The 13,767-nt window shown below is 65.1% G+C and carries 15 protein-coding genes; 6 read left to right on the forward strand and 9 right to left on the reverse strand.

The genetic code is table 11. From position 1 onward, the window contains the following. Positions 1-102: 102 nt before the first annotated feature. Positions 103-1,023 (reverse strand): DMT family transporter, encoded by a 921-nt coding sequence (locus ACNJX9_RS06470; protein ID WP_439408183.1) that lies wholly within the window; start codon positions 1,021-1,023, stop codon positions 103-105. A gap of 105 nt (positions 1,024-1,128) precedes the next feature. On the opposite strand from ACNJX9_RS06470, the gene ACNJX9_RS06475 reads away from it, so the two are divergent. Further along, positions 1,129-1,518 carry a DUF1330 domain-containing protein gene (locus tag ACNJX9_RS06475; protein WP_205668296.1) on the forward strand — a complete coding sequence of 130 codons (390 nt, stop codon included), beginning with the start codon at positions 1,129-1,131 and terminating at the stop codon, positions 1,516-1,518. On the opposite strand, the gene ACNJX9_RS06480 is transcribed toward ACNJX9_RS06475, so the two are convergent. Further along, on the reverse strand, positions 1,515-2,447 hold the full coding sequence (locus ACNJX9_RS06480) for a DMT family transporter (RefSeq protein ID WP_057757372.1): 933 nt from the start codon (positions 2,445-2,447) through the stop codon (positions 1,515-1,517). The genes ACNJX9_RS06475 and ACNJX9_RS06480 overlap by 4 nt on opposite strands. Positions 2,448-2,601: 154 nt before the next feature. Beyond that, the gene (gene mgtA, locus ACNJX9_RS06485) at positions 2,602-5,100 is read right to left on the reverse strand and encodes a magnesium-translocating P-type ATPase (RefSeq protein WP_439408184.1); all 2,499 of its coding nucleotides are present in this window, start codon (positions 5,098-5,100) and stop codon (positions 2,602-2,604) included. Between the two features lie 320 nt (positions 5,101-5,420). On the opposite strand from mgtA, the gene ACNJX9_RS06490 reads away from it, so the two are divergent. The 3 genes from ACNJX9_RS06490 to ACNJX9_RS06500 all read left to right on the forward strand — a co-directional run bounded on the left by ACNJX9_RS06490 (position 5,421) and on the right by ACNJX9_RS06500 (position 9,382). After that, positions 5,421-6,713 carry an adenylosuccinate synthase gene (locus ACNJX9_RS06490; RefSeq protein ID WP_439408185.1) on the forward strand — a complete coding sequence of 431 codons (1,293 nt, stop codon included), beginning with the start codon at positions 5,421-5,423 and terminating at the stop codon, positions 6,711-6,713. A gap of 37 nt (positions 6,714-6,750) precedes the next feature. After that, on the forward strand, positions 6,751-8,334 hold the full coding sequence (locus tag ACNJX9_RS06495) for a hypothetical protein (protein ID WP_439408186.1): 1,584 nt from the start codon (positions 6,751-6,753) through the stop codon (positions 8,332-8,334). 100 nt (positions 8,335-8,434) lie between these two features. Further along, the gene (locus tag ACNJX9_RS06500) at positions 8,435-9,382 is read left to right on the forward strand and encodes a hypothetical protein (protein WP_439408187.1); all 948 of its coding nucleotides are present in this window, start codon (positions 8,435-8,437) and stop codon (positions 9,380-9,382) included. A gap of 76 nt (positions 9,383-9,458) precedes the next feature. Here the strand turns inward: ACNJX9_RS06500 and ACNJX9_RS06505 are convergent, their stop codons facing one another. Further along, positions 9,459-9,734, reverse strand: a complete 276-nt coding sequence (locus ACNJX9_RS06505; RefSeq protein ID WP_245317336.1) for a hypothetical protein — start codon at positions 9,732-9,734, stop codon at positions 9,459-9,461. A 310-nt stretch (positions 9,735-10,044) separates the two neighbouring features. Then, a complete protein-coding gene (locus tag ACNJX9_RS06510) occupies positions 10,045-10,281 on the reverse strand; it encodes a hypothetical protein (protein ID WP_057757380.1) in 237 nt (78 codons plus the stop codon). 145 nt (positions 10,282-10,426) lie between these two features. Between ACNJX9_RS06510 and ACNJX9_RS06515 the strand changes: the two genes are divergently transcribed. Next, complete coding sequence (locus ACNJX9_RS06515) at positions 10,427-10,852, forward strand: DUF5413 family protein (protein WP_439408188.1); 426 nt, start codon at positions 10,427-10,429, stop codon at positions 10,850-10,852. Positions 10,853-10,913: 61 nt separating this feature from the next. After that, entirely contained in the window at positions 10,914-11,471 is a 558-nt protein-coding gene (locus tag ACNJX9_RS06520; RefSeq protein WP_439408189.1) for a DUF4112 domain-containing protein, read from the forward strand. 159 nt (positions 11,472-11,630) lie between these two features. Here ACNJX9_RS06520 and ACNJX9_RS06525 read toward each other — a convergent pair whose 3' ends face one another. From ACNJX9_RS06525 to msrA, 4 genes are all read right to left on the reverse strand, one after another. After that, entirely contained in the window at positions 11,631-11,924 is a 294-nt protein-coding gene (locus ACNJX9_RS06525) for a hypothetical protein (RefSeq protein WP_027560969.1), read from the reverse strand. 212 nt (positions 11,925-12,136) lie between these two features. Further along, complete coding sequence (locus ACNJX9_RS06530; RefSeq protein ID WP_035731827.1) at positions 12,137-12,301, reverse strand: DUF3309 family protein; 165 nt, start codon at positions 12,299-12,301, stop codon at positions 12,137-12,139. Positions 12,302-12,403: 102 nt separating this feature from the next. Beyond that, a complete protein-coding gene (msrB, locus tag ACNJX9_RS06535) occupies positions 12,404-12,823 on the reverse strand; it encodes a peptide-methionine (R)-S-oxide reductase MsrB (protein ID WP_439408190.1) in 420 nt (139 codons plus the stop codon). Positions 12,824-12,854: 31 nt separating this feature from the next. Next, positions 12,855-13,556 carry a peptide-methionine (S)-S-oxide reductase MsrA gene (msrA, locus tag ACNJX9_RS06540; protein WP_220003247.1) on the reverse strand — a complete coding sequence of 234 codons (702 nt, stop codon included), beginning with the start codon at positions 13,554-13,556 and terminating at the stop codon, positions 12,855-12,857. Between the last annotated feature and the right edge of the window lie 211 nt (positions 13,557-13,767).

Below are 13,767 nucleotides of genomic sequence, written 5' to 3' on the forward strand. Positions count from 1 at the left end.
GATGATGTTCAGGTGGGCACGCTTCCGCCTTCGCTCTGCGAGCTAGGGTGGACAAGTCGCTTTGCCCACCCTGCGAGAGCCTTCCCTTGGCGCAGAATTACTTCACCGCCGAGAGGCGATGACGACGCCGGCGAGCACCAGTGCGTAGCCGATCAGGTGAAATGGCTGGAGCCTTTCGCCGAGCAGCAGGATCGCCATCGCCGAGCCGAATACCGGCACCAGATGGAAGAACGGCGCGGCGCGATTCGGTCCGATCAATGCAACGCCGCGGTTGAAGAAGAGATAGGCGAGCGTCGAGGGGAAGATCAGGATCCAGCCGAGCGTCAGCAGCGTCACGGTGTCGAACTGCAGCACCCTGCCGCTCCATCCCTCCCAGATCGCCGTCGGCAGCAGCATGAAGGCGCCGCAGCAGGTGGTGAAGGACAGGAAGGAGAGCTGATGAACCTTCGGCCGTCGCGGGATGAAGGCGGAGTAGAGTCCGAACGCCACCAGCGAGGAGGCGAACATGATGTCGCCCCGGTTGAACGAGATGCTCGCCAGCGCCGCCAGGTCGCCACGCAGGATGATGATGAGGACGCCGACCAGCGAGATCGCGATGCCGGCGAACTGCCCGGCGGTCAGCCGCACGCCAAACAACACCAGCGACCACAGCGCCACGAACAGGGGACCCGCCGACTGGATCAGCAGCGCGTTCAGCGCCTCGGTATATTGCAGCGCCCAGTACGAGATCGCGTTGTTGAAGGCAAAGCCCACCAGTGACAGGAACAGCATCAGCGGCAGGCTTTTGCGCAACGCCGGCCAGTCGCGCTTCAGATGCGGCCAGGAGAACGGCAGCAGGATCAGGAACACGCCGAACCAGCGGATCGTCGTCACCGTCAGTGGCGGCACATGCGCGCCGACATGGCGTGCGATCACGATGTTGCCGGCCCAGAACAGCGAGCTCAGGCTGAGCAGCAGATAAGGCTGGTTGTTGAGCCAGCTGGCCGGATTCGAGGCCGCTGGCGCGGGCGATGCAATCGTCATTGGCGTTGCGTACGACCTTGCGCCGGATGGTCGTCATGACACAAGTCCCGTCGCCGCAATGCTACAATGCAGGCAAACCCTACGGAGGTGCCATTGGCGGTTAATATGTTGAACATCGAGGGCCTGGAACGGCTCGACCGGCATGCGCCGGTGGTGATGCTGAACCTGATGCGTTTCCACGCCCGTTCGCGCGACGGTGACGGATCCGGCTGGGATGCGTATTTGCGCTACAGCGCGATCACCGTGCCCATGATCAAGGCGCGCGGCGGCACGCTGCTGTGGACCGGCGAGGCCAGGGCGATCGCGCTCGGCCCGCACCAGGGCAATGCGTGGGATTTCGTCGCGCTGGTGTTCTATCCGTCGGTCGCAGCCTTCCTCGACATGATGACGTCGGAGGCTTACGAGCGCGATGCCGACCCGCATCGCCTCAACGGCTGCGCCGAGCACGTCATCATCGCGACCAGCGAGGCCTACAGCAAGTTCAGGGCAAGCTAGCTCGCTTGCTTCCGCGATGCCACGAAAACGCCCGACAGCACCAGCGCGAAGCCGATGAAGTGAAAGGCCTGCGGCAGTTCGCCGAGGAAGACCATGGCCATGATCGAGCCGAACACCGGCACGACATGGAAGAACGGCGCGGCGCGATTGGCGCCGATCAGGCGGACGCCGCGGTTGAAGCAGAGATAGGCGAGTGTCGAGGGAAACACCGAGACGTAGAACAGGGTGAGCAGGTTCGGCCCGTCGAGCTTCATGACCGGGCGTGCCGATATTTCCCAGATCTCCAGCGGAATGAGACACGCGGCACCGGCCCCGAAGGTGAAGGCGAGGAACGACAGGCCGTGGATCGGCGGCCGCTTCAACGTCAGCACCGAATAGAGCGCGAAGATGATCAGCGCGACGATGAAGATCAGGTCGCCCTTGTTGAAGGCGATGTTCGACAGCGTGGTGAGATCGCCGTGCAGCAGGATGATCAGCACGCCGCACATCGAGAGCAGCACGCCGAAGGCCTGCGCGCCCGTGAGCCTGATTCCGAGGATGACCAGCGACCACAGCGCCACGATCAGGGGCGCGGCCGACTGCAGCAGAAGTGTATTGAGCGCCTGGGTATGCTCCAGCGCCCAATATTGCAGGGTATTGAAGGCGCCGATGCCGGTGATCGACAGCACGATCATCAGGCCGAGCTTGTTGCGGATGGCCGGCCAATCCCGGGCGAGGTGCTTCCAGGCGAACGGCAGCACCAGCAGGAAGGCGAAGCTCCAGCGCAGGAAGGACAGCGTCACCGGCGGGATGTGGCCGGCGGCGAGCCGCCCCACCACCGCATTGCCCGCCCAGCACATCGCGGTGATGCTGAGCAGGAGATAAGGCTGGTTGGCGATCCAGCTATGGCCCGATGATTCGGCGCTGGTGGTCTGGCCGGTGGCGGTCATTGTAATTGTTATGGCCCCGCGTCATGCACCGAGGCTCCCGGCCCGGCGTTCGGGCCGGCTGATCGCCCGGCACCTCTCAAAGACACGGAAATGCGCCCGATATCAATGCCGCGCGGTGCATCGCCATCATGCGCAGGGCGGTGCAACAGGAACCTCAGCCGGTCGGTCCCGTGCGGATCGCGAACGGCTTCAAAAGTTCGGCGCAGGCGAGATAGACGACGACGAGAAGCGCGATGCCGGCCATCATGATCGGCGGCGGCGCGACGAAGCCGAACCAGGTCCCGAGCGGCGTGAACGGCAGGGCGATCGCGGCGAACAGGGCGATCAGTGAGGAGGCCGCAAGCACGGGATCGGGCCAGTTGTGCCAGGGCCGTCCATAGGTGCGGATAACGAAGATCACCAGGATCTGCGTCGCCATGGATTCGACGAACCAGGCGGTGCGGAACTCGTCCGGCGAGGCCTTGAACAAATAAAGCAGCGCGCCAAAGGTGAGAAAGTCGAACACCGACGACAGCGGCCCCATGATCGCGGCAAAACGCACCAGCCGCGACATGCTCCACACCTGCGGCTTCACGGTTGCCTGCGCCGAGACGCGGTCGAAAGGGATGCCCAGCTCGGAGAGATCGTAGAGCAGGTTGTTGAGCAGGATCTGCGTCGGCAGCATCGGCAGGAACGGCAGTGCGATCGAGGCCGCCGCCATCGACAGCATGTTGCCGAAGTTCGAGCTCGCGCCCATGCGGACATATTTGAGGATGTTGGCGAAGGTGCGCCGGCCTTCCTCGACGCCGTCGGCGACGACTTCGAGATCCGACGCCAGCAGGATCATGTCGGCAGCGGCCTGCGCCACACCGGTGGCGCCGTCGACCGACAGGCCGACATCGGCAGCCTTCAGGGCCGGTGCGTCGTTGATGCCGTCGCCAAGGAAGCCGACCACCTCGCCGCGGGCCTGAAGCGCCTTCACGATGCGCGATTTCTGGTCCGGTGCGAGCCGGCCGAACGCATCGGCCGAGCGCACCTGCACGGCAAGCGCCTCGTCGCTGAGCTCGGCGATGTCGGCTCCCGACAGCACGCGCTCGGCATTGAGCCCCACCAGGGCGGCGAGCCGCTTCACCACAACGGGATCGTCCCCCGACAGGATCTTCAGCCTCACGCCGCCCGCTGCGAGCCGGGCGATCGCGGCCGCGGCCGTCGGCTTCGGCGGATCGGCGAAGGCGCAGAGACCTTCGAAGACGAGGTCGGTCTCGTCGTCGGTCTCGACCTCACGCAGCGCGCCGCTCCACGCCCGCGACGCGATGGCCACGGTGCGCAGGCCCTCGGTGGCGAGCGCGTGGACGCGGGCCATTGCCGCCTCGCGCGCATGTTGGTCCATCGCGCACAATTCCAGCACGGCCTCCGGCGCGCCTTTGACGATCAGTCGCGCGCCTTCGGGGCCGGTGGCGAGCACCGATCCCAGCCGGCGCGAGAAATCGAAAGCCTGCCGTCCGGCGAGTGTCCAGCCTTGGCAAGCCTCCGGTCGGCCGGCGACGAGGGCGGCATCGAGCGCGCCACGGTCGCCGCCGAGCGAGGCCGCAATGGCCCCGAGCCGCGCGGCGCGCGCATCGTCCTTGCCGGCGGCATCGAGGCTTCTGGCGAGCGTGATCTCGGCCGATGTCAGCGTGCCGGTCTTGTCCGTGCACAGCACGGTCATGGCGCCGAGGTCGTGAATGGCGGCGAGCCGCTTCACGATCACCTTGCGGCCGGCCATGCGCAGCGCACCGCGCGACAGCGTCACCGTCGTGATCATCGGCAGCAGTTCCGGCGTCAGCCCGACCGCAAGCGCGACGGCGAACAGCAGCGAATCGAGCACGGGACGGCCGAACACGACGCGGATGGTGAGCACGACCAGCACCAGCGCCAGCGTGGCGCGCGCGATCACGAGGCCGAATTCGCGCAAGTCCCGTTCGAAGGGAGAGGGCGCCTGCGCCTCGGCGAGCGCGGAGGCCGCCGCGCCGAACACGGTGTCGCGGCCGGTCCTGACCACGAGCGCGATCGCCTCGCCGGTTTGCGCGACGGCACCGCGGAACAGCGCGTTCGAGGTGTCGTCGGGGCCGGCGCATGGCCCGGCGCGTTTCTGCACCGGATAGGGCTCGCCGGTGAGCGCGGCTTCACCCGCGGTGAAGGCGGTGCTCTCCAGGATCAGCGCGTCAGCCGGGATGATGTCGCCGGCGCGGACGCGCAGCAGATCGCCGGGCACGACGCGCTCGACATCGATATCGACAAATGCGCCGTCGCGGCTGACCTCGGCCTTCAGGGCCACCGAGCGGCGGAGAATCTCGGCGGCGCGGACCGCGTGTCCCTCCTGGATGGTATCGAGGCCGATCGAGAGCGCGAGGATCAGGACGATGATGAGCCCGCCGATCTCGTCGCCGGTCAGCATCGAGATGATGCCGGCCACCAGAAGGATCAGCGACAACGGTTCGAGCAACCGGCGCAGGATCGCGCGCGCCGCGCCCTCGATCCGCGGCGGTGCGTCGGTGTTCGGTCCGAAACGGTCGAGGCGTTCGTCGGCCGCCGCCGCTGACAGACCGTGCAAGGAGCAGCCGAGCTGCGCGCTGAGCGCCTCGGCCGAAAGACGCCAGAAATGGCTGGCCTGGTTGTTTGATGGCTGGGTCACGGCGTGTCTGAAAAAGGGGCCTGCTGACCTCAGGAAGGTAAGCTGCGGAGGTGACATCAGTCCCTTGGCACGACCAGGCGCCGGCATGATTGATACGGGTCAATCCGTCGCCCGCGCGCCCGCCCGATACGGCCGTGAAGGTTGCTGGATTTTAAGGGGATATCAAAGGCTTGGGACACGCCCTGGGCCCGAAAAAAGCCCCGTTCTTGCTTGCTTAGAGGGGCCGCTTCCTTTATCCGGTGGAGCTGCCTCGCGTGCGAACGGCCTTCGGCCGGGAATTGGGCTGGGCGCATCTAAAATTCTCGAAGGATTACCCGCGAATGGCCAATGTTGTCGTCGTCGGCGCCCAGTGGGGCGACGAAGGAAAGGGCAAGATCGTCGACTGGTTGTCGGAGCAGGCGGATATCGTCGTCCGCTTCCAGGGCGGCCATAACGCCGGGCATACGCTGGTCATCAACGGCGCGACCTACAAGCTCGCGCTGCTGCCCTCCGGCGTGCTGCGAGAGGGCAAGCTGTCGGTCATCGGCAACGGCGTGGTGTTCGATCCCGCCGCCTTCCTCGACGAGATCACCAAGCTCAAAGCGCAGGGCGTGGCTGTCAGCCCGGACAATCTGCGCGTCGCCGAGAACGTCACCCTGATCCTGCCGCTGCATCGCGAGCTCGATGCGCTGCGCGAATCCTCCAACGCGGCGACCGCGATCGGCACCACGCGCCGTGGCATCGGCCCGGCCTACGAGGACAAGGTCGGCCGCCGCGCCATCCGCCTGATGGATCTTGCCGACCTCAACACCCTGCCGCACAAGATCGACCGGCTGCTGGCGCACCACAATGCCTTGCGCCGAGGGCTCAACCTGCCTGAGTTCGACGGCAAGGAGATCCTGAAAGAGCTGAGCGCGCTGGCGCCGCAACTGCTGCCCTATGCAGAGACGGTGTGGCGCCTGCTCGATATCGAGCGGCGCGCCGGCAAGCGCATGCTGTTCGAGGGCGCGCAAGGCGCGTTGCTCGACGTCGACCACGGCACGTATCCTTATGTCACCTCGTCCAACACGGTCGCAGCGCAGGCCGCGACCGGCGCTGGCCTTGGACCGGGCGCGGTCGGCTACGTGCTGGGCCTCTGCAAGGCCTACACGACCCGCGTCGGTCAGGGCCCGTTCCCGACCGAGCAGGACAACGCGATCGGCCGCAAGATCGGCGAGCGCGGCCGCGAGTTCGGCACCAACACCGGCCGTCCGCGCCGCTGCGGCTGGTTCGACGCGGTCCTCGTCCGTCAAGCCGTCCGCACCTGCGGCATCAACGGGCTGGCACTGACAAAACTCGACATTCTCGACGGCTTCGACACGATCGATGTCTGCGTCGGCTACAAGCTCGACGGCAAGGAGATCGACTATTTCCCCGCGGGTGAAGGCGCGCAGGCCCGGGTCGAGCCGATCTATGAGACCATCGAGGGCTGGAAGGAGCCGACCGCCAATGCGCGGTCCTGGGCCGATCTGCCGGCCCAGGCCATCAAATATGTCCGCCGGATCGAGGAATTGGTGGGGTGCCCGGTCGCACTGCTTTCCACCAGCCCCGAACGCGAGGATACTATCCTCGTGCAAAACCCGTTTGAGGCTTAACGATCTCTTACCAGGACGCGGGTATAGTTGAGTTGAAATGGCTGATTACTATCCGCTGATCGCCCGCGCTATTGCCGCCCTGGACCCCAACGCTCCCGGCGAAAGCCGGCGCGCGCTCTATGAACGGGCGCGCACGGCGCTGATCGCGCAGCTGCGCAGCGTGCAGCCGCCGCTGTCCGAATCCGAGATCACCCGCGAACGCCTGTCGCTGGAAGAGGCCGTCCGCAAGGTCGAATCCGAGGCCGCGCAGCGCGCCCGCGAGGCCTCGCGCCCCGGCGGTGGTGCCCGCGCTGGCGGTGGCAGCGGCGATGCGTTCCGCCGGGCCAGCGCCCGTGCGACCGAAACCAACCAGCCGCCATCCGCTCAGCCGGCCGCACCGCCGCGCGCGCGTCCGGCCGCGCCGTCGCCGCGGCCGTCGATCGGCGGCGACGACCAGGGCGAGACCCCGCGTCCGCCGCGCGCCCCGCGTTTCGATGCACCGCGCCAGCCGGCTCCGCCGGAGCCGCCGGCCGGACGCTCCGCCCCGCGGCGCCCGCCGGAGGGCGCGCCGCCGCCGCCGCTGCCGCCGGCCCCCGGCGTGCGCGGCTTCCGCGACATCACGGCGGACGTCAACGATCTCGGCGGCGCCGCCGCGCAGGCCAACCGGGCCGCGCGCCGCACCTACGCCAACGTGCCCTCGCCCTCGCCGGAATTCGACCGGCTCGAGCCGAGCCTGGAGAACCGCGCGGGCGAAGGCGATGCGCCTTATTCCTACGACGAGTCGATCGAGGAGGCCGAGCGCTACACGCCGCAGCCGCCGTCGCCGCGTGCACGCATCGCGGCCGACCGCAACGTCAAGAAGCGCGCCGGCAGGGGCTCGGTCTTTCCGTTCAAGAGCGCGATCGCCATCGGCATCGTGCTGATCCTGGTCGGTGCGGGCATCCTCTGGGGCAAACAGCTGGTCCAGATCGCGACCAATCTGCTCAAGCCGTCGCCCACCCAGGTGGTGGAGGCGCCGAAGGATGCTTCGCAGCCGCAGAGCAAGCCCAAGATTCCGGATCGCGTCGGCCAGCCCTCGGCGAGCGACCAGCCGGCCGCGCCGGTGGCGCAGAAGGTCGTGCTCTATGACGAGGATCCGTCCGATCCGAAGGGCAAGCAATATGTCGGCTCGGTGGTGTGGCGGCTCGAGCCGATCAAGGCGTCGGGCAACCAGAAGGCGGACGTTGCGGTGAAAGCCGAGATCGAGATCCCCGACCGCAAGTTCAAGATGACGATGTCGTTCCGCCGCAATACCGACTCTTCGCTGCCGGCGAGCCACACCGCCGAGCTGACCTTCATCCTGCCGCCGGACTTTCCGAGCGGCAGCGTCTCCAACGTGCCGGGCATCCTGATGAAGTCGAACGAGCAGGCGCGCGGCACGCCGCTCGCAGGCCTCGCGGTCAAGGTCACCGACGGCTTCTTCCTGGTCGGCCTCTCCAATGTCGATGCCGATCGCGCCCGCAACGTCCAGCTCCTGAAGGAGCGCTCCTGGTTCGACGTGCCGCTGGTCTACGCCAACCAGCGCCGCGCCATCATCGCCATCGAGAAGGGCGCCCCCGGCGAGCGCGCCTTCAACGACGCCTTCGCGCAGTGGGGCGACTAGCCAGGGGATAGGCACCGGCTGGGGGCCTATCAGAGGTTGCGCCCGGCTAGCTTAGACATCAAGATGGAACTCCTAAGCGTCCAGATGTGCGGGAGCTGCGGTGGCGGAGGACGACGACTACGACTGGCAATGGCAGGAGTTACGGCTCCGCACGATGCTGGATTCCGTGGATGGTAACGCCTTTGAGGCGCTGTTTCGGGAAATAGCCAAGCGGCTTTGGAAGGCTTCCTTCACTCCGACGATCCCAATGGGTAGCCGTGGTGATCTCAAGTGCGACGGATTCAACGCGGATAATGGAGAAGTATTCCAGTGCTACGGCCCGCGGTACGGGCAAGCAAGCGTAGACGATGCCCTAGAGAAAATCGACACGGATTTTGACGGTGCAGTCGATCACTGGAAGGAGCTCCTAAGGAAGTGGACCTTCGTAGTGGGTCTATACCAAGGCCGAGTGCCCAGCGAACTGGTTCGTCGCGTCCAGGAGAAGTCAAAAGAACACTCTATTCCTGCGGAAATTTTAACGCGCGACGATATCATAGGCATGGCAAAGACCTTGTCTCTGGATGATCGTGCTGCTCTCTTTGGCCGGGCGCCAGCGCGGGGTGAGGTCGTTCGTAGTACGACGTACGAAAATATCGGTCGGGCGTTGGCCTATATCCGTGGCGAACTGGCTACCGATCCGCTCGTACAGATCGCGCTTCCGACTGCCGTTGAAAAGAAGGTCGAGTACAATATCTTACCGGCCTTGGTGCTCCATTTCCTGGGCGTTGGCCAACTTGGTGCCGACCAAGTTCGGAAGGATCTGGCCGAAAAAGTGGACCCCTTGGAAGCTGAGCGAATGGCGGACGGCTTCAGGTGCAGGTATTTGGAACTCAGCTCGTCTGGTGCGGAGCCAATAGGAATTTTTGGGCAGATGGTGGTGTTTGCTGGTGGTGCCAATGGTAACGTCGAACGCGAGCAGCTGCCCTCGCGATCGTTACTTACTCTTTCTCGGCCTGCGAAAGATTTGAACAGCCGTGGAAATCCCGTTGGAACGGGATTTCCAGAATGAGTGCTCGATGCTGACGACGCGACGCGCTGGGCGCTCGCCAATCGTCGAGGCTGTGGCGTGATGGGCCAAATTACCGCTACTGCGCGGCGGCTTCCCGCTTGCGGGCTGCTGCTGCGGCGGCGGCTTCGCGGTCCATCACGGCGCGGCAGCCGGGGCTGACCTGCGACTTGTGCCGCACCATGCAGGCGGTGATCCGCGGGATATCCGGGATTTCACGGGAGCACAGCCGCATCGCATCGTCCGAGCACATCTGCTGCGCTTCGGGCGAGAAGGCGAGGCCGGGCGATGTCTGGAGGGTGATGGCGGTGGCGGCGAAGGTGAACAGCGTGGCGATAGTCCGAAAGCGTGTCATGAAAAATGCGTCCCCGAGTTGCGCGGATTTGAGCCGTTTGATTGTTGGGACGCCGCACGCTGCTTGATCTGCCGCATGTCACAGCCTTCATGCCGGGCGTTCATTCCCGGATGTGGTCGCTCGATTTCCTGATATTCGAATCGAAAAGTGCTGCGCCGCCCGAGCTGAGTATGCGCGATTGCCGTGAAGCTTCAATGGGAGACGCGAAGGAATTTGCAGCTGTTGCGCCTCCGTCACGCAAAATGGGGCGCGGGCTCACATGCCGATCTTACGTTCCGATCTTCACGTTCCGACCTTCACATTCCGACCGTTACATTCCATGGCTCTCGAACACCTTGCTGCACGATCTCGACAGCTTGGCCCGGTTGGCTTGCAGGCAGCCTTGCACCGCGCCGTCATTGCCGAGATCCTTGCGGCACAGCCGCGAGGCGTCGCGCGAACAAGCCTTCTGCTCCTGCGGCGTGCCCATATGGCCTTGTGCGAAGGCGGGGGCGCTCGACAGGGCGGAGAGGGTGATCGTCGCCAGCAACAACAGGTTACGAGACATCGGCGGCTCCAAATCTGATGGGTCAAGTTCAACTCCAGTCTGAACCCGCCGCCTTGCCACTTGTTCCCCTCTGGCAGCCCGCAACCCCGCTATCCAAGGTTCCCGGCTCGCTGTAATAAATGCCCTCGCGTATGAGGAGCCCTTGATGAAACGCTACCTGGTGTTTGCGCTCGTTGGTCCGTTCGTCGGTGGATTCCTGCTGCTGCTGACGACCACCTACCAGTCCGGCTACTGGGCCGAGGCGCATCTCGGCGAGGTCGGCAAGCTGTTCGCAGTGTTCTTCAAGACCCTTCAATACAGCTATCTGTTCGGCTTGCTGCCGTCGCTGATGATCGGCGCGATCGACGACATCCTGCTCCATGTCAGGCGGGTCGGGCCGGTGCTGCGGATGCTGCTGATCGGCGTGTTCGCCTTTATCCTGGCCGCGATCACCTACGGCTCGCGCGGATCGGATTCGGGCGCGGTGCAGTTCATCCTGTACGGATTGGTCGGCTTCGTGCCCTCGGCGCTGTCATCCTGGCTCGTGCATCATTATGTCGATGAGCCGCAGCCGGCGACCGCGGTGAGCTGAGCGCGCGACCATCGGACGCGATGCAGCAACCTCTGCTGCGTTCGTGAGTTTCACATTGGCCATGACCATGCAAGACGACGACATCCTCGCGCCACGCGGGTCCCGTTCCGGGGCGCAAGCGCGCGGCGATTTTTCCGGCCGCAAGGCGCGCGGTCCGATCATCGACCAGGAAGGCAACGAGATCCGGCCTGAAACGGTGGAGCAGGGCTTTCGCGAGTTCCGCTTCGAGTTCGGAAAAGATGGTCAGTTCTCTGGCAATCCGTTCGGCAATCTGACGCGGGAACAACGGATCCTCAGGCTCGAGGCGATCGCAAAGCTGCTCGACGTCGCCTTCGTCCTGCCGGGCACCAATATCCGCTACGGCATCGACGGGCTGATCGGGCTGATCCCTGTCATCGGCGACATCATCACCACCGCGATCTCGCTGTGGCTGGTGCGCGAGGCGCGTGCCTTGGGCGCGCCCTGGCACATCACCGCGCGCATGCTCGGCAATGTCGCGGTCGACGGCGTGGTCGGCATGGTGCCGTTCGCAGGCGATGCCTTCGACGTCATGTTCCGCGCCAACATGCGCAACGTCCGCCTCCTGCGCCGCTGGCTCGACAAGCAGCCGCGGGTGTAGCGGCGAGACTTAGGGCTCGCGCCGCGAATCCATCTGGTCGACATTGCGCAGGATTTCTCAACGTCGCAATGACGGGGAAAGAGAAAGCCCCCAAACGTAAAAAGCGCGACAGCCTTTCGGCCATCGCGCTCTCCACGCACATCGGAGTTTTGCGAAAACTTACGCCGCGTCGGCGTCGGTCTCGGCGGCCGGGGCCGGCTTGGGGCGGCGCGGCAGCGGGAAGGCTTCGCTCTCGTAGAGCGAGCGGATGCCGTTCTGGTCGAAACGGGCTTCCTCGACCTGCAGATATGCGCCGTTCAGCGAATCCGTCGGCAACTGCTCCATCGCGAACTGCACGGCTTCGGCGGCGGTGCCGAACCGACGGTAGGTGAAGCCCGCGCGCTTCTTCTTGCGGATGGCGGCGGGGAAGAGCTCGGCGGAAGTGTTGAAGTTGAACGGACGCAGTGGACGCATGGTCAAAGACCTCGTGATCTTCTCTGGGGCTTTAAGCGCGTGGGGTTTGGGAGGGCAGGGGCCGCAATCGAGCGGGCCCGCCGCATGTCATTTTCGCCCCCTAATATAAGCCGATTTGACAAAATTGCGACCCCTGCGATGGGAGATGATGAATCCACGCATGGCAGCCCCGCAGCCGCAAAAAGCCAAGGTAATTCAGTGGTTTATATGGTTTACAATTTGCCAAGAAGCAGCAGGACGAGCAACACCACCAGAACGACGCCGCCGATCCCCATACCGGAATGGCCCATGCCGTAGCCATAGCCTCCGATCCGGCCGGACCAGCCGCCCAGCAGATAAATGATCACCAGGATGATCAGGATGGTCCCAAGTGTCATGGCATCCTCCCTGGCGGCCGCCGGAATGCACGCATCGGCTGCACCGCTGGAAAAGCACATCGCGCCGCCGGGTTCCATCGGGGAACCCGGCGGCGCGCAATCTTATTTCGGCTCGAGCTTCAGCGCCGCCGAATTGATGCAGTAGCGCAGGCCGGTCGGCCCCGGTCCATCGGGGAAGACGTGGCCGAGATGGCCGCTGCATTTGGAGCAGAGCACCTCGGTGCGGATCATGCCGTGGCTTAAGTCCCGCTCCTCGTCGATATGGTTCTCGACCGCTGGCGCGGTGAAGCTCGGCCAACCGCAGCCGGAATCGAACTTGGCGTCGGACTCGAACAGCACGTTGCCGCAGCCGGCGCAGACATAGGTGCCGGCGCGATGGTCGTGCTCATATTCGCCGGAGAAGGGCCGCTCGGTCGCCTTCTCGCGCAGCACCGCATACTGCATCGGCGTCAATTCGCGCCGCCACTGCTCTTCGCTCTTGATGACCTTGTCGTCGGTGGTTTTCGTCCTGGTATCGGGCATGGGTCTCCCGTTTTTTCTGATGATATCGAGATCAGTTGGTGGCCTTGCTGGCGCTGACCAGCGTCGGCTTCTCAATGTAGTTATCCGCGAACAGCTTTTTCAGGTTCTCGACCTTCGGGATGTCGTTGAAGGCGATGTAGGGCTGGTTCGGGTGCAGCGTCAGATAATCCTGGTGGTAGGCCTCCGCCGGGTAGAACGCTTCCAGCGCGCCGACCTTGGTCACGATCGGCTTGCTGAACACCTTGGCGGAGTTGAGCTGGGCGATATAGGCCTCCGCGACCTTCTTCTGTTCGTCGGAGGTGGTGAAGATCGCCGAGCGATATTGCGTGCCGGTGTCGGGCCCCTGGCGGTTGAGCTGGGTCGGGTCGTGCGCGACCGAGAAGTAGATCTGCAGGATCTTGCCGTAGGAAATCTTCTTGGGGTCGAACTTGATCTCGACCGACTCGGCGTGGCCAGTGCGGCCGGTCGAGACGGTCTGGTAGTCGGCGGTCGCCTTGGTGCCGCCGGCATAGCCGGAGACGGCGTTGACGACGCCGGCGGTGTGCTGGAACACGCCCTGGACGCCCCAGAAGCAACCGCCGGCGACCACCGCGGTCTGGATTCCGCTCGCGGGGCTCGCGTCCATGGCGGGGGCGGGGATCACGACGGCGTCTTCAGCGGCCCGGGTTGGTGCGGCAAAGCCGAGCGACAAGGCGGCGGTGGCGGCGAGCAGGGACAGGACGGAGCGGCGCATGGCGGATCCTCTTTCGGAAGGCCTGACAGTTTAGGGCGGTTGAGGGCTGGCGAACAGCCCGCCCGGCGTTTTCAGACACCTCAGATACGGGCGGGCCGGGCGGTTGTTACAGCCGGAGTGACACGAGTCCGTGAAAAGAAGCCGCGACGGGCGGCCCGGCTTGGCGGGGTCAGGAACTCCGGGCTAGATGAACCGGCACGATCGCTGATCG

It is taken from the genome of Bradyrhizobium sp. BLXBL-03, from assembly GCF_051853015.1.
Taxonomy (GTDB): Bacteria; Pseudomonadota; Alphaproteobacteria; order Rhizobiales; family Xanthobacteraceae; genus Bradyrhizobium; species Bradyrhizobium manausense.